The organism is Paenibacillus sp. NPDC056579 (assembly GCF_042793215.1).
GTDB lineage: Bacteria > Bacillota > Bacilli > Paenibacillales > NBRC-103111 > Paenibacillus_S.
The window spans coordinates 26,532-46,970 of sequence record NZ_JBHTVD010000022.1; the positions used below are offsets into that span (position 1 = coordinate 26,532).

Below are 20,439 nucleotides of genomic sequence, written 5' to 3' on the forward strand. Positions count from 1 at the left end.
TTAGGCGCCTTTGTTCTTTGCAACGATTTCTTCTGCAATGGACTTAGGCACTTCTTCATAGTGGGAAATTTCCATAGAGTAAACACCGCGACCTTGAGTACGGGAACGCAAAGTAGTGGAGTATCCGAACATCTCGGAAAGAGGTACTTTGGCACGGATGATTTGTGCTCCGTGACGAGCATCCATTCCTTCGATGCGTCCGCGGCGGGAGTTCAGGTCGCCCATTACGTCGCCCATGTACTCTTCCGGTACGGTTACTTCTACTTTCATGATCGGCTCAAGCAATGCCGGACGGCATTTCTCAGCAGCGGCTTTCAGAGCCATGGAACCGGCAATTTTAAACGCCATCTCACTGGAGTCAACATCATGGTAGGAACCGTCAACGACAGTTGCCTTAATGTCAACAAGAGGGAAGCCAGCGTATACGCCGTTCTTCATGGATTCTTCAATACCTGCTTGGATCGGAGCGATATATTCTCTAGGAATAGATCCACCCACGATTTTGCTCTCGAACTGGAATCCAGTACCAGCTTCAAGCGGTTCGAACTCAACCCAACAATGTCCGTATTGACCACGGCCACCGGATTGGCGAACGAATTTACCTTCAACTTTAGCCGCTTGACGGAACGTTTCACGGTAAGCAACCTGTGGTTTACCCACGTTGGTTTCTACCTTGAACTCGCGAAGCATACGGTCAACCAAAATCTCCAGGTGAAGCTCACCCATACCGGCGATAATCGTTTGACCTGTTTCTTCGTCCGTATGTGCACGGAAAGTAGGGTCTTCTTCGGAAAGCTTTTGCAAAGCGATACCCATTTTGTCTTGGTCAGCCTTAGTTTTCGGCTCAACCGCAAGCTGGATAACCGGCTCAGGGAAGTTCATGGACTCCAGGATAACCGGATTTTTCTCGTCACAAAGCGTGTCGCCTGTCGTAGTATCCTTCAGACCGACGGCAGCTGCAATGTCACCAGAGTATACAATACTGATTTCTTGACGGCTGTTAGCATGCATTTGCAGAATCCGACCGATTCTTTCACGCTTGCCTTTTGTGGAGTTGATAACGTAAGATCCGGAGTTCAAGATACCGGAGTATACGCGGAAGAACGTCAATTTACCAACAAACGGATCCGTCATGATCTTGAACGCAAGAGCAGCGAACGGTTGATCGTCAGCAGATTTACGAACGACTTCCGTACCGTCATCCAAAGTCCCTTTAATGTCAGGAACATCGATAGGAGCCGGCAAATAATCCACAACCGCGTCAATCATCAATTGAACGCCTTTGTTGCGGTACGAGGAACCACAAACAACAGGGAAGATTTTCACTTGGCAAACACCACGGCGCAGCGCTGCTTTGAGCTCTTCAACCGTAATTTCTTCGCCCTCGAGGTATTTCATTGTAAGCTCTTCATCGAGCTCAGCAACTTTTTCCACGAGTTCAAGACGAAGCTCTTCCACTTTGTCTTTGTATTCAGCAGGAATTTCGGTTTGCTCGATGTCTTTGCCCAAATCATCTTTATACATGTAGGCAACTTGTTCGACCAAATCGATAATTCCGATGAAATCACTTTCAGCACCGATTGGCAATTGGATAGCAACTGCATTTGCGCCAAGTCTTTCGCGCATTTGATCAATTACTCCCAAGTAATCCGCACCGATGATGTCCATTTTGTTTACGTATGCAATACGAGGAACTCCGTAACGGTCAGCTTGACGCCAAACTGTCTCGGATTGAGGCTCAACGCCTTCCTTCGCACTAAACACACCAACTGCTCCATCCAACACGCGCAGGGAACGTTCAACTTCAACGGTGAAGTCGACGTGACCCGGGGTATCGATAATATTGATGCGGTGACCTTTCCAAGCAGCTGTAGTAGCGGCGGAAGTAATCGTAATCCCGCGCTCCTGCTCTTGCTCCATCCAGTCCATAGTCGCTGCACCTTCGTGCACCTCACCGATTTTGTGAGTACGGCCTGTATAGAACAAGATACGCTCGGTAGTCGTCGTTTTACCCGCATCAATATGCGCCATAATCCCGATATTACGCGTATCTTTCAAGGAGAACTCTCTAGCCATTAGGTTGTCTCCTTCCTATTATCAGGAATGTAATTTTACCAACGATAGTGTGCGAACGCTTTGTTGGCTTCAGCCATTTTGTGCGTATCTTCACGTTTCTTAACGGAAGCACCTGTGTTGTTGCTGGCATCGATAATTTCTTGAGCCAATCTTTCTTCCATCGTTTTCTCACCGCGAAGGCGAGAATAGTTTACCAACCAACGAAGACCCAAAGTCGTACGACGCTCTGGTCTAACTTCGATAGGTACTTGATAGTTGGCACCACCAACACGACGGGCTTTAACTTCAAGAACAGGCATGATGTTTTTAATGGCTGCTTCAAACACTTCCATCGGCTCTTTACCTGTACGTTCTTGAATCAGATTGAAAGCATTATAGAGAATTGTCTGAGCGACACCTCTTTTGCCATCGATCATAATACGGTTGATCAAACGAGTTACCAGCTTGCTATTATAAATAGGATCTGGCAATACGTCTCTGCGAGTAACTGGACCTTTACGAGGCATAGTTATCCCCCTTTCTCAAAAAGTTCATTCTATTTTAGATCAAATTACTTTTTCACTTTCGGACGTTTCGTACCGTACTTCGAACGAGCTTGCATACGGTTGTTAACACCGGATGTATCCAAAGCGCCGCGAACGATATGGTAACGTACCCCTGGAAGGTCTTTTACCCGTCCACCACGAATCAATACAACGCTGTGCTCTTGCAGGTTATGTCCGATACCCGGAATGTAAGCAGTAACCTCTACACGGTTAGTCAAACGTACACGGGCATATTTACGAAGGGCGGAGTTCGGTTTCTTCGGTGTCATTGTACCTACACGAGTACATACACCGCGCTTTTGAGGAGCGCTCAGGTCTGTAGCTTCTCTTTTCAGAGCGTTAAAACCTTTTTGAAGAGCCGGGGATTTCGATTTATCCACCTTCGCTTGACGTCCTTTACGAACGAGTTGGTTAATTGTTGGCATGTCGCCACCTCCTTCCAAAATGGTTGACTTTAATTTTTAAGCCCACAGATCCAGGCGAATCGTAAATGAACAAATGAAAAGTTTTTGCCATCATCACATCGCTGTTTTGTTGACAAAAACATGCTTACATCATTCATCTACTACAGCTGCCATCGCAGCTCCAACTTCAATACCACACGCCTTACCTAGCAACTTCATGGAATCAACGTATGTTACTTTAACCCCCATTTTCTTGCAGAGGTTAACCATTTTTATCGTTATTCGCGGATCTGCATCGTTAGCAACAAAAACTTCGCTGGCTTTACCCAACTCTACCATTCTTGTCGCTTGCTTCGTACCTATGCTAATGTTTGCTGCCTGTTTCACTTTTTCATAAGACATGAAAGCATCCTCCAAAGGAAAATGGCACACTTCGATATATTAGCATCCGGATTCCACCGTGTCAAGAAAATTGCTTGTCTTCACAAAAAGAAAATATTTGTCATCTCTCTTCGTGAAGACAAGCGTTTAACAGCCTTCCTTGCGGCGGTTTATTCTACCGATACAGGCTCCATCTCTAACGACTGATCCTCATCGGCTTCCAGCTCATTCGGGTTGGTAATGCGGATATTGCGGTATCTGGACATTCCCGTACCTGCAGGAATCAGCTTACCGATGATGACATTTTCCTTCAAGCCGAGCAGCTGGTCGACTTTGCCCTTGATAGCGGCATCGGTCAATACGCGAGTTGTCTCTTGGAAGGATGCCGCGGACAAGAACGAATCCGTCTCGAGCGATGCTTTCGTAATACCGAGGAGCACCGGTCTGGCAACGGCCGGCTCTTCGCCTGCGAACAACGCCACCTTGTTAGCTTCTTCATATTCATGCATGTCAACGAACGATCCAGGAAGCAGCGTGGTATCTCCAGCGTCAACGATACGGATTTTACGAAGCATTTGGCGAACCATAACTTCGATATGCTTATCGTTGATTTCAACGCCCTGGTTACGATAAACGCGCTGTACTTCTTGAAGAATGTAGTTTTGTACCCCGCGGATACCTTTAATACGCAGCATTTCTTTAGGATCGATGGAGCCTTCCGTCAATTCGTCGCCGGCTTCGACTTGCTGGTTCACCGACACACGAATACGGGATCCGTAAGGAACGGCGTATACTTTGGATTCCGCTTCGCCCAACACTTCAATCTCGCGGCGGTCTTTAGCTTCACGAATATCTTTGACGGTACCGTCGATTTCCGTGATAATCGCTTGACCTTTCGGATTTCTGGCTTCAAACAGCTCCTGGATACGCGGCAAACCTTGGGTAATATCGTCTCCCGCAACGCCCCCGGTATGGAACGTACGCATCGTCAGCTGTGTTCCCGGTTCCCCGATGGACTGAGCCGCGATAATACCTACAGCTTCACCGATTTCCACGTGCTGGCCTGTGGCCAGGTTACGTCCGTAGCATTTTTTGCACACGCCATGTCTGGAGCGGCAGCTGAGTACGGAACGAATTTGCAGTTTTTCAATACCGGCAGCAATGATTTGGTCGGCAATGTTCGCTTCGATAAGCTCATTACGTCCAACAATGGTTTCACCGGTTTTCGGATCACGGATCGTTTCAAAAGCATAGCGTCCTTCAATACGATCGTACAGATCCTCGATAACCTCTTTACCGTCTTGAATTCGGCTCACAATGAAGCCTTTATCCGTACCGCAGTCCTCGTCGCGAACGATAACGTCTTGCGCAACGTCTACGAGACGTCGAGTCAAGTAACCGGAGTCCGCCGTACGAAGCGCCGTATCCGCAAGACCTTTACGAGCACCGTGAGTGGAGATAAAGTACTCCAATACGGTAAGACCTTCACGGAAGTTCGATTTGATCGGCAATTCGTAGATACGACCCGTCGGTGTCGCCATCAGACCGCGCATACCGCCAAGCTGTGTAATCTGCGATTTGTTACCCCGTGCTTTGGACTCCACCATCATGTTAATGGAGTTGTACTTATCCAGCGATTTCATCAAAATGTCCGTGATTTCATCCTTCGTTTTACTCCAGATGGAAATAACGCGGTCATAACGTTCGTCGTCGGTAATCAAGCCTCGGCGGTATTGATTTGTAATGACGTTAACCTTTTCTTCGGACTCTCTCAGCAATGCATCCTTCTCAGGCGGTACCGTAACGTCCGAAACGGCGATGGTAATACCGGCTTTCGTAGAATACGTGAAGCCAAGCTCCTTGATGCGGTCCAAAATAACCGACGTCAAGGTAGTATGATATTTGCGGAAGCACTCCGCAATGATAGTTCCCAAATACTCTTTGCCTACCGCTTTGCACTCAGGCAAATCTTCCATCACTTTGCGGAGATCGGCGCCTTTTTCAAATACAAAGTAATTGTCGGAAGCTCCGTTCAGCAAGTTCGCCTTAGTTGGCTCGTTGATGAAAGGGAAATCGGCAGGATAAATTTCGTTGAAAATAACCTTACCGATCGTCGTGATCAGCATGGCTTCCTGCTGTTCAGGCGTGAAGCTTGTTTTGTTAAGGACCTTCGCCGGAATGGCGATCCGTGCATGCAAGGAAGCGGCTCCGCGTTGGTACAAGGAAACGGCTTCGGCCACGGAACGAACGATCGACAAAGCGCCTTTGGCGAATTTGTTATCGGTAGTCAAATAGAAACTGCCGAGAACCATATCCTGGGAAGGCGTTACGACCGGCTTGCCGTCTTTCGGGTTCAGGATGTTGCCGGATGCAAGCATAAGGACGCGGGCTTCCGCCTGAGCCTCGGAGGACAACGGTACGTGCACGGCCATTTGGTCACCGTCAAAGTCTGCGTTGTACGCCGTACATACGAGCGGATGCAGCTTGATGGCGCGGCCTTCAACCAAAATCGGTTCGAACGCCTGGATACCCAAACGGTGAAGCGTAGGAGCACGGTTCAGCAGTACCGGATGTTCCTTGATAACTTCCTCCAGCACATCCCATACTTCAGGGCTTACGCGTTCTACTTTACGCTTGGCGCTCTTGATGTTATGAGCCAAACCTTTATTTACAAGCTCTTTCATAACGAAAGGCTTAAACAATTCCAAAGCCATTTCTTTCGGAAGACCGCATTGATACATTTTGAGGCTCGGTCCTACAACGATAACCGAACGTCCGGAGTAGTCAACGCGCTTACCGAGCAGGTTTTGACGGAAACGGCCTTGTTTACCCTTCAGCATATGGCTCAAGGATTTCAGAGGACGGTTACCAGGACCTGTTACCGGACGGCCGCGGCGGCCGTTATCGATCAAGGCGTCAACCGCTTCCTGCAGCATCCGCTTCTCGTTCTGAACGATAATATCCGGCGCTCCAAGATCAAGCAAACGTTTCAGACGGTTGTTCCGGTTAATAACACGGCGGTACAAATCGTTCAAGTCGGACGTAGCAAAACGGCCGCCATCCAATTGAACCATCGGACGAAGCTCCGGAGGAATAACCGGAAGCACGTCAAGAACCATCCACTCCGGCATATTTTTCGAGTTCCGGAATGCTTCCATTACTTCAAGACGCTTAATGGCACGATTACGGCGCTGACCTTGAGCTGTCTTAAGCTCTTCTTTCAACGTTTCCACTTCTTTGTCGATATCGATGTCTTGAAGCAGCTTTTTGACTGCTTCGGCACCCATACCGGCTTGGAATGCGTAGCCGTACTTCTCGCGGTAGCTGCGGTATTCTTTCTCGGACAGCAGCTGTTTTTTCTCCAGAGGTGTATCTCCTGGATCCGTAACAACATAGGATGCAAAATAGATGATCTCTTCGAGGGAACGAGGAGACATATCGAGAGCCAAGCCCATACGGCTCGGAATCCCTTTGAAATACCAAATATGCGATACAGGAGCAGCAAGCTCGATGTGACCCATGCGCTCACGACGGACTTTTTGACGTGTAACTTCGACGCCGCAGCGGTCGCAAACTACGCCTTTATAACGAACGCGCTTGTATTTACCGCAATGACATTCCCAGTCTTTTGTCGGTCCAAAAATCTTTTCACAAAACAAGCCTTCTTTTTCCGGCTTTAATGTTCTGTAGTTGATGGTTTCCGGCTTCTTTACTTCCCCGCGGGACCAAGAACGGATCTTCTCCGGAGAGGCTAAGCCAATTTTCATAAATTCGAAGTTGTTAACGTCCATCAAGGAGCAACCCTCCTTAAAGTTTTGTGGAACAAAACTGCATCGTACGCATAAAGCCTCTTACGAGGCTATAGAATGAACAAACCGGGAATCAGGCGATGCGCCTAAGGAGGAAGCAGCTTCCACCTCTTCATGCACCACCCGACTTCTAACGGTCTTACGAATTGCGTTATTCTACACCTAACTCCGTGCCTTCGAGATTGAGATTCAGCTTGTCGCTTGTAACCTCATCTTCGTCGTCCATTTCCTTCATTTCGATCTCTTGCTCGTCTCCGGACAAGATCTTCACGTCCATGCCCAAGCTTTGAAGCTCTTTAATCAATACTTTAAAGGATTCAGGAACGCCTGGCTCAGGAACGTTCTCCCCTTTGACAATCGACTCGTAAGTCTTAACGCGGCCAACCACGTCATCGGACTTCACGGTCAAGATCTCTTGCAGCGTATAGGCTGCTCCATATGCCTCGAGAGCCCATACCTCCATCTCCCCGAAACGCTGCCCGCCGAACTGAGCTTTACCGCCCAGAGGCTGCTGTGTAACGAGAGAGTATGGACCCGTGGAACGGGCATGGATTTTATCATCAACCATGTGCGCCAGTTTGATCATGTACATGACACCTACGGTAACTTCACGTTCAAACGGCTCGCCTGTACGGCCGTCATACAGCATCGTTTTACCGCTGCGGTTCATACCGGCTTCTTCCATCGTATCAAATACGTCGTACTCGCGTGCGCCGTCAAATACCGGCGTTGCGGTATGGATACCGAGCAGGTTCGCCGCCATACCCAAATGCACTTCAAATGCCTGACCGATGTTCATCCGGGAAGGAACACCCAGCGGGTTCAGTACAACCTGTACCGGCGTACCGTCCGGCAGGAACGGCATGTCCTCTTCAGGCAGGATTCTCGCGATAACCCCTTTGTTACCGTGACGGCCGGCCATTTTATCGCCTTCGGAAATTTTCCGTTTTTGCGCGATATAGACACGAACCAGTTGATTTACCCCAGGAGGAAGCTCATCGCCGTTCTCACGGGTAAATACTTTGACATCTACAACAATACCATCGGTACCATGCGGTACGCGGAGGGAAGTGTCGCGAACTTCGCGGGCTTTCTCACCGAAAATCGCGTGCAGCAAGCGCTCTTCCGCTGTAAGCTCCGTAACCCCTTTAGGCGTTACTTTACCTACGAGAATATCGCCGGCACCAATTTCCGCACCGACACGAATAATACCGCGCTCGTCCAGATTCTTCAGCGCATCTTCGCCCACGTTCGGAATATCGCGCGTAATTTCCTCAGGACCCAGCTTCGTATCACGTGCTTCGGACTCGTATTCCTCGATATGAATGGATGTGTATACATCCTCTTTAACCAGCTTCTCACTTAGAAGAATAGCATCCTCGTAGTTGTAGCCCTCCCAAGTCATGAACGCTACGACAACGTTACGTCCTAGTGCCAATTCTCCCATTTCCGTGGAAGGACCGTCAGCCAAAATATCGCCGACACGCACTTTTTCGCCTTTATGGCAAATTGGACGCTGGTTAATGCACGTTCCTTGGTTGGAACGCATAAACTTATGCAGCTTGTGCTTCACCAAATCTCCGTTAACCAGCTTGCCGTCAACTACAGCTTGGCGGCGGACCCAAATCTCATTGGCCGATACGCGCTCTACCACACCGTCTACTTTGGATACGATACATACGCCGGAGTCTTTCGCAGCCTTATGCTCCATCCCCGTACCTACGACAGGCGCTTTAGGAATAAGCAATGGAACGGCTTGCCGCTGCATGTTCGAACCCATCAAGGCGCGGTTGGAGTCGTCATTTTCCAGGAACGGAATCAACGCAGTCGCAACGGACACAACCTGTTTTGGCGATACGTCCATATAGTCAACGCGATCTTTCGGAAGCGTCAAAATATCGTCTTTGTAACGAACGATTACGGAATCGTTGGCAAAAAGGCCTTCCTCCGTCAAATCGGCATTCGCCTGCGCAACGACGTAGTTATCTTCCTCGTCCGCTGTCAAATATGCGATTTGCTCTGTAACGATCCCCGTCTTAGGATCAACCCAACGGTAAGGAGCTTCAATGAAGCCATACTCGTTGATTCTCGCAAAAGTAGAGAGAGAGTTGATCAAACCGATGTTCGGACCCTCTGGAGTCTCGATAGGACACATACGGCCATAGTGAGAGTGATGCACGTCGCGGACTTCAAAGCCTGCGCGCTCTCTCGTCAAACCGCCCGGTCCCAAGGCAGACAAACGACGTTTATGCGTCAGTTCGGCCAAAGGATTCGTCTGGTCCATAAACTGAGACAGCTGGGAGCTTCCGAAGAACTCTTTAATCGATGCGATAACAGGTCTAATATTGATCAGAGCCTGCGGAGTGATAACATTGGCGTCCTGAATGGACATCCGCTCGCGCACTACGCGCTCCATACGGGACAACCCGATACGGAACTGGTTCTGCAGCAGCTCGCCTACAGAGCGCAAGCGTCTGTTGCCAAGATGGTCAATATCATCCGTGCTGCCAATACCGTGCAGAAGATTAATAAAGTAGTTGATAGATGAAATGATATCTGCAGGCGTGATGTTTTTCACGGATTTATCGATTTTACCGTTCGCGATGACTTTTACGATTTTACCGTCTTCGATAGGAGAGTACACGTTAATGCATTGGAAAGGGATATGCTCCATCTCCGTTACACCGTTAACAGCCGTATACTCCTTGAAGCCTACGCCGTCTTCCAAATGCGGAATGATTTCGTCGAGCAAGCGGCGATCCAGCAGTTGGCCGGCTTCCGCAATAATCTCTCCGGTACTCGTATCCACCAATGTTTCAGCCAAACGCTGGTTGAAGAGGCGGTTTTTGATATGAAGCTTTTTGTTGATTTTGTAACGTCCCACGTTAGCCAAGTCATAACGCTTTGGATCGAAGAATCGAGCGACCAGCAAGCTTCTTGCATTATCCAGCGTAGGCGGCTCGCCTGGACGCAAGCGTTCGTAGATCTCGATCAACGCTTTATCCGTCGAATCCGTGTTGTCTTTATCCAGTGTATTGCGGATGTACTCATCGTCACCCAGCAGATCCAAAATCTCTGCATCCGTACCGAAGCCCAACGCTCTCAACAATACGGTAACAGGGATTTTCCGTGTGCGGTCAATCCGGACATAAATGATGTCCTTTGCATCCGTCTCTAACTCAAGCCAAGCGCCGCGGTTAGGAATAACGGTTGCCGTATATGTTTTCTTGCCGTTTTTGTCCACTTTCGTGCTAAAATAGACGCTAGGAGATCGAACCAGCTGACTGACGATAACCCGTTCGGCACCATTGATAATAAAAGTCCCCGTTTCCGTCATCAGAGGGAAATCTCCCATAAATACTTCCTGCTCTTTGACCTCGCCGGTTTCCTTATTGATCAAGCGCACTTTCACACGAAGTGGAGCTGCGTAAGTAACGTCGCGTTCTTTGGATTCATCGACGGAGTACTTAGGTTCACCTAAGCTGTAATCGATAAACTCCAACACCAAGTTCCCCGTGAAATCTTGAATCGGGGAAATATCCTGAAACATTTCACGCAATCCTTCTTCCAAAAACCACTCATATGATTTTTGTTGGATCTCAATCAGGTTCGGAACCTCCAGAACCTCATGAATCCGAGCGTATGACCTGCGTTTGCGTCGACCTAATTGAACAAGATGACCCGCCAACTTTGATTCACCCCTCATGTCTACTCAATAGAACAAAATAAAAGCCTCTCCTGAAGCCTTCTCGAGTAAATACTGTTGAAGTGATACTTCTTTTGGAAGCTTCTAAATGCATCAACTTTCATGTTACCATAATTTTCTTCATACCTTGTAGGTTTTACCTAAAATTTAAACATTATACGTCGAATGCCTAAACTTTATTCATCCTGGTACGAAAAAAATGTCTTGACATTTTAGTAAACTAAAGACATAGTTACCTACCCTAATGCTGACATTTTATAATAATATCACATACGAAATGTCAAGTCAACAAAATTGTATTTCAATCCACTTATTTCACGGCTTTAATGATACGGTAGCCTTTATCCTTGCCGATCTCGCTCACTTTGGAGTATAAACTCTCCAGCTTGGCGAATGCAGTCGGCGCGCCCTGCTTCTTCTGAATGACGATCCACAGTGAGCCTCCCGGGTTCAACACCTCATTGGCTTGTTCAAATATGCGATGCACCGTTTCTTTGCCTGCCCGGATCGGCGGATTCGTCAGTACAACATCAAACTTCCGCTCCATTACTTCGGACAGCATGTCGCTTTGCAAGATTTCAACGTTCGTTATGCCGTTTCTCTCCGCATTTTGTCGAGACAGCTCAATCGCTCTCTCATTGATATCCACCATGGTCACTTTCCCTTGCGGGATCACGCTAGCCGCCGCAAGTCCGATAGGTCCGTAACCGCAGCCGACATCCAAAACACTAGCGCCTTCGGGCAGCTCCATCGCGGCAATCAAAGCCTTCGATCCGTAATCCACCCCCTTTTTGGAAAAGACCCCCGCATCCGTTACAAAGGTAAATTTACGGCCTACCAGCGTCTCTTCGACCCTATGTACGTCATGCGCCGCGGTCGGATTTTTAGAATAATAATGCTCGCTTATTGCAATCACCTCCAGGAATGTTTTTTCGCGGTGACTATCTGCTATTGGCCTATTACCTCAACTTCGGCTTCACTAGCAGATAAAGAAGACCCCTTGAAGGTAAGATCTCCAAGGGGTCTGTTGACAACTTTAATTATTTCACTTCTACAGATGCGCCAGCTTCTTCAAGCTTAGCTTTAACTGCTTCTGCGTCTTCTTTGCCCACTTTTTCTTTGATTGGCTTAGGTGCGCCGTCAACCAGATCTTTAGCTTCTTTCAAGCCAAGGCCAGTGATTTCACGAACAACTTTGATAACGTTGATTTTGGAAGCGCCAGCGTTAGTCAGAATTACGTCGAATTCTGTTTGCTCAGCAACTTCAGCAGCGCCGCCGCCGCCAGCTACTACTGCTACAGGAGCTGCTGCAGTAACGCCGAATTCTTCTTCGATTGCTTTAACAAGATCGTTCAATTCCAAAACTGTCATGCCTTTGATGGCTTCCAAGATTTGCTCTTTACTCATGGTATATATACCTCCAGTTATTTGTGTTTTTGGGTAATCAACTACAAAGCTTATTAAGCTTCTTGTGCGCCGTCTTTTTCTGCCACAGCTTTAACCGCAAGGGCGAAGTTGCGAACAGGAGCTTGGAGCACGCTGAGCAACATGGACAGCAAACCTTCTCTGGAAGGAAGCTCTGCCAGTGCTTTGATTTGGTCGAAATCAACTACTTTACCTTCAACCACACCTGCTTTTACGCTAAGATGTTCGTTTTTCTTTGCAAAAGCCGTCAAGATTTTTGCAGGAGCTACGACATCGTCTTTGCTGAATGCGATAGCCGTTGGACCAGTTAAGTACTCATCCAGTGCACTAAGTTCAGCATTCGCAGTTGCACGTCTTGCCAAAGTGTTTTTCAATACTTGGAACTCAACGCCCGCTTCGCGCAGTTGTTTACGCAGCTCAGTTACTTGAGCAACGTTCAATCCACGGTAGTCTGCGACGATTGTACAAGAGCTTTCTTTCAGCTTTTCTGCTACTTCTGCAACTTGCTGAGATTTTTGCTCGAGAATTTTCGCGTTTGCCATTTTTGCACCTCCTAAGTGCTTCCGTAAGGAAGCATTCTTCGTAAGCATTAGCTTGTTTTCGCTAGAAAACATATCGTGATTCACTTATCTCGTAAACAATCCGTTAGCATTCCGTTACACGTTCTATCGGAAGTGCCGCGGAGGCATCCGCTAAAAGCAAAAATGCCTCCGCAGACACTGCGAAGGCATGATGATTCGTTATCTTTGCAACCAAAGAATCCGATCTTATATCATAACACCTCGGCAGGAAATTAAGCTCGAAAGCACCTGCTGTCTACGGTAAGTCATATTCGTTTGTCAACTTAGATAGGTTAGCATGTGTGACCGCAAAAGTCAACAGCCAAACTTGACCTTATCTGAAGGTTTGAGCGTTTACGCGCGCGCCAGGACCCATGGTCGAGGAAACAGCGATGTTTTTCAGGTATACACCTTTAGCAGCCGCAGGCTTCGCTCTGTTCAAAGCATCGATCAATGCGCGGAAGTTGTCAGCCAGCTTCTCAGCATCAAAGGAAACTTTACCGATAGGAGCATGGATTTGACCAGCCTTATCCAAGCGGTATTCGATTTTACCAGCCTTGATCTCTTGAACCGCCTTCGCTACATCAAATGTAACGGTACCGGCTTTAGGGTTAGGCATCAAACCTTTACCACCCAAGATACGGCCCAGCTTACCCACTTCACTCATCATGTCCGGAGTAGCTACGCACACATCAAAGTCGAACCAGCCTTGCTGGATCTTGTTGATCATGTCTTGATCGCCTACGAAGTCAGCGCCAGCAGCTTCCGCTTCTTTAGCTTTCTCCCCTTTAGCAAATACAAGAACACGCTTAGTTTTACCAGTTCCGTGCGGCAATACAACAACGCCACGAACAGCCTGGTCTTGCTTTCTTGGGTCTACGCCCAAACGAACTGCTACTTCAACGGTTTCGTCGAATTTTGCAGTCGCTGCTTTTTTCACAAGCTCGATAGCTTCCAACGGCTCGTAAACCGCTTCAGTATCGATCAGCTTTGCAGCTTCCAAATACTTTTTACCGTGTTTTGGCACTTTGTTTTCCTCCTATGTGGTATTAGCGGAATATCCTCCCACTGGTAGTGCAACCGTTGCTTAGGCGAAGCCAAGTCGGTCGTCACTGGTAGTGCAACTGTTACTTTATGCAAAGCAAAAGTCAGTTGTCACTTCGGTTGTGCAACCGTTACATCACGCGAAGCGATGCCAGTTGTTACGTCAGCCCCTTGCGGAGCAAATTAAATTAGTCCTCGATAACTACGCCCATGGAGCGAGCAGTACCTTCGATCATGCGCATTGCAGCCTCAACGGATGCAGCGTTCAAATCAGGCATTTTTTGCTCGGCAATTTCACGAACCGTTGCACGTTTAACAGTAGCAACTTTCTTTTTGTTAGGTTCGCCGGAACCTTTTTCGATTTTTGCAGCAACACGCAGCAATACAGCAGCCGGTGGAGTTTTGCAAATAAACGTGAAGGAGCGGTCCTCGAATACTGTGATTTCAACAGGAATAATCAAACCTGCTTGATCAGCTGTACGAGCGTTGAACTCTTTACAAAAAGCCATGATGTTAACACCTGCTTGACCGAGAGCCGGACCGATTGGTGGAGCCGGATTCGCTTTACCAGCAGGAACTTGCAGTTTAACAATCTTAATAACCTTTTTCGCCATTGTGTGACACCCCCTTGTACGTAGTGTGGCGGTACCTCGCTATTACAGCTTCTCCACCTGATGGAAATCCAATTCTACAGGCGTTTCACGACCGAACATGTTCACATGAACCTTCAGCTTCGCCTTATCGACAAGAATTTCTTCTACGGATCCGACAAAGTTAGCGAACGGCCCAACTTTCACACGAACGGTTTCCTTCAGATCGAAGTCGATCTTCGGCTTCGGCTCCTCGATACCCATGTGCTTGAGAATGGCATCCACTTCCTCAGGAAGCAGTGCAGTCGGTTTCGAGCCGGACCCCGTCGAACCTACAAACCCGGTTACGCCAGGCGTATTGCGCACAACATACCACGAATCATCGGTCTGGATCATTTCGACCAGAACGTAGCCCGGATACACTTTACGCATTACCGTCTTTTTCTTGCCGTCCTTGTTCACAAGTTCTTCTTCCATCGGCACGAGAACACGAAAGATTTTGTCCTTCATATCCATCGATTCAACGCGTTTTTCCAAGTTTGCCTTAACTTTGTTCTCATACCCGGAATAGGTATGTACTACGTACCATCTTTTTTCCATTTCCATATTAGCCACCTATGCTCCCGCTTTATTTAAAAACAAGGCGAAGCAGCTCAGAAATACCCAAATCAAGGACGTAGAAGTAAACTGTCGTAAAGGCAACCGTAAAGAGAACAACTAGCGTGTAGCTGATCAATTCTTTACGACTTGGCCACTTCACTTTTTTCAATTCGGACCAGCTGTCCGCAAAAAAAGAAAACGTGTTGCCGAATCCCTGCTTCATTCTAGCCAAAAAGGACACAACTACACCTCCAAAAACTACCTAGTTTCGCGATGAGCGGTATGTTCATTGCAAAACTTGCAAAACTTCTTCAACTCCATGCGGTCTGGATGGTTGCGCTTATTTTTATTGGACGTATAGTTTCTTTGCTTGCAGTTCGTGCACGCTAATGTGATAATAACCCGCATGATGTACACCTCCTACGGACCAGCCTCAAATTTTTACCTTAAACCTTAAAGGTTCAGCAAAAAAAACGCCTTACAGTTTTAAGGCTACCTATGTACTTTAGCACAGCCCGATATGGGTGTCAAGGGAAACCTAGCACTACCATAACCGCTCATCGGCTTTTGCGTATAAGTGCTAGTATTAACATGGCAAAGTCAAGGTAAACCTCAAATATCCGATAATTTATACAAAAAAAAATAAAGCACCCCTCTATATGAGCCTGGGTGCACGTACTATGCGTCTCGAACTTCCAAATATCGTTCCAGCTTTCGTTTCACACGCTGCAAAGCGTTGTCAATCGACTTGACATGACGGTCCAAGTCCACCGCAATCTCCTGATAGGAACGGCCGTCTAAATAAAGCATCAGCACTCTTCGTTCCAGGTCGCTCAAGATCTCTCCCATCTTGTCTTCCAAACCGCTGAATTCCTCTTGATTAATGATCAGCTCTTCCGGATCCGTAACACGGGAACCGCAGATGACATCAAGGAGCGTACGGTCTGAATCTTCATCATAAATGGGCTTGTCCAAAGAAACGTACGAATTAAGAGGAATATGCTTCTGGCGCGTGGCGGTCTTAATGGCCGTAATGATTTGACGAGTGATGCAAAGCTCTGCAAAAGCCTTAAAGGACGCGAGTTTGTCTCCACGAAAGTCCCGGATCGATTTATATAAACCTATCATACCTTCTTGTACGATATCTTCTCTGTCTGCTCCTATTAGAAAATAAGAGCGCGCTTTGGCGCGAACGAAGTTCTTGTACTTGTTAATCAAGTACTCCAATGCGTCGCTGTCACCTTCGCGAACCGCATCGACAATGTCTTCATCTGCCTTGAGGTCATATTCGTACATTCTCAGTTCTTTGAGGTCGACACTCACCGACAATCCCTCCGGCCTAGCAAGACTACGATTTTTATTACCCTTGAAAGATAGGATAAGTATACATTATGTAATCTGTTATCGTCAACCAAATTCCAGATAGGAAAATGCCGCTAACCCTGAATTCTACTGGCCTCTCCGCCATTTTTCGAACAGATCCCGCATCTCGCCGGTCAGTTTGCTGTCGAACGTATTGCGCTTGCCGGTGGGCTCATCCTCAATTTTATGCCGGATATCCCGCTTCGACTGCTTCATCTTGATCAAGAGCTCGCTCGCGGGCACGCGAAAGGCCCCTTTACCAAAAATCACATGCTGCTCCGTCATGTCGGACGTGGCTACGTAAATTTGCCGGCGTCGGCCGATATTTTCGGTTACCAGCCGCTCGATCAGCTCATCTGCGGTTTCTTTTTCCTTCGTATAATACACGCGCAGCTTGCTTTGCGTATACTTTCCTCCAAGGCCAGGAACATAGTAGGCGTCGAAAACGAGGAGCACCTTGGTCCCCGAGAACGACTGGTACTCCGCAAGCTGCTCGATCAACCGGTCCCGCGCATCCTCCAGGCTGATATCCTTAAGCTTTTGCAGCTCGGGCCAAGCACCGATAATGTTGTATCCGTCGACAATCAGGATTTCCTGGATCATTGGCTAGCTCTTTATTTCGCGGACAAACGCTGGCGGACGACTTCATACATAAAGACGGACGCCGCCACCGACGCGTTCAAAGAATTGATGTGCCCGAACATCGGAAGCTTCAGCAGAAAGTCGCATTTTTCTTTTATGAGGCGGCCCATTCCCTTATTCTCGTTCCCTATAACGAGCGCGAGGGGCATATTCAGGTTCGTTTGGTACAGCGGCTGCGGCGCAGCCACATCGGTTCCGGCGACCCAAACGCCCTGCTCCTTCAGCTGCTCGATCGTTTGCGCCAAATTCGTAACGCGGGCGACACGGACATATTCTACGGCGCCTGCCGATGTTTTGGATACGGTAGCGGTGAGGCCGACCGAACGCCGCTTCGGAATAATGACACCGTGTACCCCCGTACAATCCGCCGTCCGGAGAATGGAGCCCAGATTATGCGGATCCTCGATCTCATCCAAAATGAGGATGAACGGCTCCTCGTTGCGGCTCCGGGCATATTCAAGAATGTCGTCTACTTCCACATAATCGTAAGCGGCTACTTGGGCAACGACACCTTGATGCTGCACATTCTCGACCATTTGGTCCAGCTTGCGCTTATCCGCGGTTTGAACGATAACCCCTAGCTGCTTCGCTTCGGCGATTATGGGCTGGGTCAGCTGCTTTTGCGCATTTTCCGCAATCCAAATTTTGTTGATGGTTCGTCCCGAACGTAAAGCCTCAAGCACTGAATGCTTGCCGGCGATAAAATCTTCCATTGCATGTCTCTCCTTATCAAGGCAATCCAAAGGTTGCGCTTGGCTTCCTGGTTTCGGCTTCCGCCGGTGCTCAAGCTTCGTTTTGTTCAATGGATACCATGAGCAAATATTGAAGCCGCTCGAATTGCTTCGTGTAATATAAATAGCCGATCAGACTCTCGAACGCCGTACTATGACGGTATTCCAATACGTCTGCGTTTTTGGCCGTTGTTCCCGATTTGGCGTTGCGTCCCCGTTTCACGATGTCAGTCTCTTCTTCGGTAAGAAGCGGCATCCACACTTGCAGCGATTTGGCCTGGGCTTTGGCCGATACGTACTTCGTCGACAACCGGTGAAGATGATTGGGCCGGTGATTGGCCTGAGAAATGACGTACTGCCTGATAAACACCTCGTATACCGCATCGCCGATATAAGCAAGCACAATCGGATTCAGCTGCTTCGGGTCTTTGGCCGGCGGGAAACAGAACAGGTCCGAGTCCAAGGAAAACGGTTCCTTCATCATTTCCTCCGCCAGCGGATACCTTGCGCCGTGTCCTCCAGCAAAATGCCGCGTTCCGTCAGCAAGTCGCGGATCTCGTCGGCACGGGCCCATTGCTTCGCCTTGCGCGCTTCTGTCCGTTCGATGATCAGCTGCTCGATCTCCTCATCCAGAAGCTCTTCCTCCGCTTTGGTCAGTATGCCCAATATGCGATCCATCGTTTCAAAGCTCTCCAGCAAGAAGGACAGTGTTCCGCGAGTGACCTGCTCCTGCTGCACATAAGGGTTGGCGATATTAACCAGCTCGAATACGGCAGTTACCGCATCCGGCGTATTGAAGTCATCTTCCATCTTGCTCTCGAACAGGTGTTTTACCGCTTCAACCGCTTGGGTGATCTCTGCTGAAGCTTCTCCCTCCGGAGCGTTAGCAAGACGGTGCTTGATGTTGGCAATACAGTTCTCAATCCGGGTCAAGCCGTTCTTCGCTTGTTCGATCGTCTCGTCGCTGAAGTTCAGCGGATTGCGGTAGTGAGCCGACAGCATAAAGTAACGGATGACTTGCGGGCTGATCGTTTTCAACAGCTGGTTTACGTTGACGCCGTTGCCAAGCGATTTGGACATTTTCTCGTTGTTGATATTGATGTAGCCGTTATGCATCCAGTAGTTGGCCATCGGATGGCCGGTCAAACATTCGGACTGAGCGATCTCACACTCGTGGTGCGGAAACTGCAGGTCCTGGCCGCCCCCGTGAATATCGATCGTCTCGCCCAAATATTTGCGCACCATGGCGGAGCATTCAATATGCCAGCCCGGTCTTCCTTCCCCCCATGGACTAGACCAGGAAATTTCGCCCGGCTTGGCGCCCTTCCACAATACGAAATCCTGCGGATTCTCTTTGCGGTCGTCCACCTCTACACGGATGCCGAACTGGAGCTCCTCCAGGTTTTGCTGGGAGAGCTTTCCGTATTCCGCAAACTTTGTTGTACGGAAATAGACGTCTCCGCCGTTTTCGTAAGCGTAGCCCTTCTCTACCAAGCCTTCGATAAAGGCGATGATCTCATCGATATTTTCCGTAACGCGAGGATTCAGCGTCGCTTTATGAACGCCCAAGCCTTCCGTATCCTCGTAAAACTTCTGAATGAACGTATCGGCCACTTCCGGCACTGTCGTTCCCATTTGCGCCGCTTTTTTGATCAGCTTATCATCGACATCCGTGAAGTTGACGACGTAATTGACCTCATAGCCTGCATGCTCCAGGTAGCGCCGTACCACATCAAAAAAGATCACCGGCCGCGCATTGCCGATATGAATATAATCGTATACGGTCGGACCGCAAACGTACATTTTCACTTTGCCCGGCTCAATGGTCTTGAATTCTTCCTTTGTGCGGGTCAGCGTATTATAAATTTTTAGCGCCATGCTCGTGAACGCCTCCGTTCTTAGACTGTAAATCTTGAACCGTTTGCTTCAGTTCATCAATTTGCTGCTGCATTTGCCGAAACATATCAATGACTGGATCCGGCAGGTTATTGTGATCCAGCTTGCCTATACGAACACCATCACGCTTCACGATCATGCCCGGGATCCCCACTACCGTGCTGTTCGGCGGAACTTCCTTCAGCACCACCGCATTCGAACCGATCCGTGAGTTGTCGCCTACCGTAAAGGAGCCAAGCACTTTGGCGCCGGAGGAAATAACGACATTGTTCCCTATGGTAGGATGCCGCTTGCCCTTCTCTTTCCCGGTACCGCCTAATGTTACTCCTTGATACAGTACGACATCGTTGCCGATTTCACAAGTTTCCCCGATAATAACCCCCATGCCGTGGTCGATAAAAAAACGTCTGCCGATGACGGCTCCGGGATGAATTTCAATTCCGGTCATAAAACGGCTGAATTGGGAAACCATCCTTGCGGACGTGAACCATCCTCTCCTATAAAGCCAGTGCCCCACCCGGTGCGCCCATAGGGCGTGCAGTCCGGAATAAGTAAAGGCTACTTCAAACCAGCTTCGGGCTGCGGGGTCGTTTTCGAAAATCGTCTCGATGTCTTCTTTCATGTACTTAAACAAGATGAATCACCTGCTTTCTCCCCATCATCAATTTC

At 48.5% G+C, this 20,439-nt stretch carries 20 protein-coding genes and 1 other annotated feature; all 20 genes read right to left on the reverse strand.

Annotated features, from left to right (window positions below):
* Nucleotides 1-2,076 (reverse strand): elongation factor G, encoded by a 2,076-nt coding sequence (gene fusA / locus ACFQ88_RS38770; protein ID WP_239630951.1) that lies wholly within the window; start codon nt 2,074-2,076, stop codon nt 1-3.
* A 35-nt stretch (nt 2,077-2,111) separates the two neighbouring features.
* Nucleotides 2,112-2,582: a 30S ribosomal protein S7 gene (gene rpsG, locus ACFQ88_RS38775; protein WP_239630950.1), complete on the reverse strand. Its 471-nt coding sequence runs from the start codon at nt 2,580-2,582 to the stop codon at nt 2,112-2,114.
* Between the two features lie 44 nt (nt 2,583-2,626).
* A complete protein-coding gene (gene rpsL / locus ACFQ88_RS38780; RefSeq protein WP_239630949.1) occupies nt 2,627-3,046 on the reverse strand; it encodes a 30S ribosomal protein S12 in 420 nt (139 codons plus the stop codon).
* A gap of 129 nt (nt 3,047-3,175) precedes the next feature.
* Nucleotides 3,176-3,427, reverse strand: coding sequence for a ribosomal L7Ae/L30e/S12e/Gadd45 family protein (locus tag ACFQ88_RS38785; RefSeq protein ID WP_379463178.1), 252 nt, complete (start codon nt 3,425-3,427; stop codon nt 3,176-3,178).
* Nucleotides 3,428-3,576: 149 nt separating this feature from the next.
* Entirely contained in the window at nt 3,577-7,200 is a 3,624-nt protein-coding gene (gene rpoC, locus ACFQ88_RS38790) for a DNA-directed RNA polymerase subunit beta' (protein ID WP_379463180.1), read from the reverse strand.
* Between the two features lie 166 nt (nt 7,201-7,366).
* Complete coding sequence (rpoB, locus tag ACFQ88_RS38795) at nt 7,367-10,903, reverse strand: DNA-directed RNA polymerase subunit beta (protein ID WP_239630947.1); 3,537 nt, start codon at nt 10,901-10,903, stop codon at nt 7,367-7,369.
* Nucleotides 10,904-11,231: 328 nt separating this feature from the next.
* A complete protein-coding gene (locus ACFQ88_RS38800) occupies nt 11,232-11,828 on the reverse strand; it encodes a class I SAM-dependent methyltransferase (RefSeq protein WP_379463202.1) in 597 nt (198 codons plus the stop codon).
* 133 nt (nt 11,829-11,961) lie between these two features.
* Nucleotides 11,962-12,327, reverse strand: a complete 366-nt coding sequence (gene rplL / locus ACFQ88_RS38805) for a 50S ribosomal protein L7/L12 (protein ID WP_239630946.1) — start codon at nt 12,325-12,327, stop codon at nt 11,962-11,964.
* A gap of 53 nt (nt 12,328-12,380) precedes the next feature.
* Nucleotides 12,381-12,887, reverse strand: coding sequence for a 50S ribosomal protein L10 (gene rplJ, locus ACFQ88_RS38810; RefSeq protein ID WP_239630945.1), 507 nt, complete (start codon nt 12,885-12,887; stop codon nt 12,381-12,383).
* Nucleotides 12,888-13,036: 149 nt separating this feature from the next.
* Nucleotides 13,037-13,185, reverse strand: a sequence feature (ribosomal protein L10 leader region).
* A 54-nt stretch (nt 13,186-13,239) separates the two neighbouring features.
* Entirely contained in the window at nt 13,240-13,932 is a 693-nt protein-coding gene (rplA, locus tag ACFQ88_RS38815; RefSeq protein WP_239630944.1) for a 50S ribosomal protein L1, read from the reverse strand.
* Nucleotides 13,933-14,137: 205 nt separating this feature from the next.
* The gene (gene rplK, locus ACFQ88_RS38820) at nt 14,138-14,563 is read right to left on the reverse strand and encodes a 50S ribosomal protein L11 (RefSeq protein WP_028552028.1); all 426 of its coding nucleotides are present in this window, start codon (nt 14,561-14,563) and stop codon (nt 14,138-14,140) included.
* 42 nt (nt 14,564-14,605) lie between these two features.
* On the reverse strand, nt 14,606-15,139 hold the full coding sequence (gene nusG, locus ACFQ88_RS38825) for a transcription termination/antitermination protein NusG (RefSeq protein ID WP_239630943.1): 534 nt from the start codon (nt 15,137-15,139) through the stop codon (nt 14,606-14,608).
* A 28-nt stretch (nt 15,140-15,167) separates the two neighbouring features.
* Nucleotides 15,168-15,380 carry a preprotein translocase subunit SecE gene (gene secE, locus ACFQ88_RS38830; protein ID WP_239630942.1) on the reverse strand — a complete coding sequence of 71 codons (213 nt, stop codon included), beginning with the start codon at nt 15,378-15,380 and terminating at the stop codon, nt 15,168-15,170.
* 17 nt (nt 15,381-15,397) lie between these two features.
* Nucleotides 15,398-15,547 (reverse strand): 50S ribosomal protein L33, encoded by a 150-nt coding sequence (gene rpmG, locus ACFQ88_RS38835; RefSeq protein ID WP_079914997.1) that lies wholly within the window; start codon nt 15,545-15,547, stop codon nt 15,398-15,400.
* A gap of 270 nt (nt 15,548-15,817) precedes the next feature.
* On the reverse strand, nt 15,818-16,462 hold the full coding sequence (gene sigH, locus ACFQ88_RS38840) for an RNA polymerase sporulation sigma factor SigH (RefSeq protein ID WP_239630941.1): 645 nt from the start codon (nt 16,460-16,462) through the stop codon (nt 15,818-15,820).
* Nucleotides 16,463-16,588: 126 nt separating this feature from the next.
* Nucleotides 16,589-17,104: an NYN domain-containing protein gene (locus ACFQ88_RS38845; protein ID WP_239630940.1), complete on the reverse strand. Its 516-nt coding sequence runs from the start codon at nt 17,102-17,104 to the stop codon at nt 16,589-16,591.
* Between the two features lie 11 nt (nt 17,105-17,115).
* On the reverse strand, nt 17,116-17,856 hold the full coding sequence (gene rlmB / locus ACFQ88_RS38850) for a 23S rRNA (guanosine(2251)-2'-O)-methyltransferase RlmB (protein ID WP_379463185.1): 741 nt from the start codon (nt 17,854-17,856) through the stop codon (nt 17,116-17,118).
* Between the two features lie 70 nt (nt 17,857-17,926).
* The gene (locus tag ACFQ88_RS38855; protein WP_379463187.1) at nt 17,927-18,355 is read right to left on the reverse strand and encodes a Mini-ribonuclease 3; all 429 of its coding nucleotides are present in this window, start codon (nt 18,353-18,355) and stop codon (nt 17,927-17,929) included.
* On the reverse strand, nt 18,355-19,752 hold the full coding sequence (gene cysS, locus ACFQ88_RS38860) for a cysteine--tRNA ligase (RefSeq protein ID WP_239630937.1): 1,398 nt from the start codon (nt 19,750-19,752) through the stop codon (nt 18,355-18,357). The genes ACFQ88_RS38855 and cysS overlap by 1 nt, the downstream gene beginning before the upstream one ends.
* A complete protein-coding gene (gene cysE, locus ACFQ88_RS38865; RefSeq protein WP_379463204.1) occupies nt 19,733-20,392 on the reverse strand; it encodes a serine O-acetyltransferase in 660 nt (219 codons plus the stop codon). Before cysE ends, cysS begins: the two co-directional genes overlap by 20 nt.
* Between the last annotated feature and the right edge of the window lie 47 nt (nt 20,393-20,439).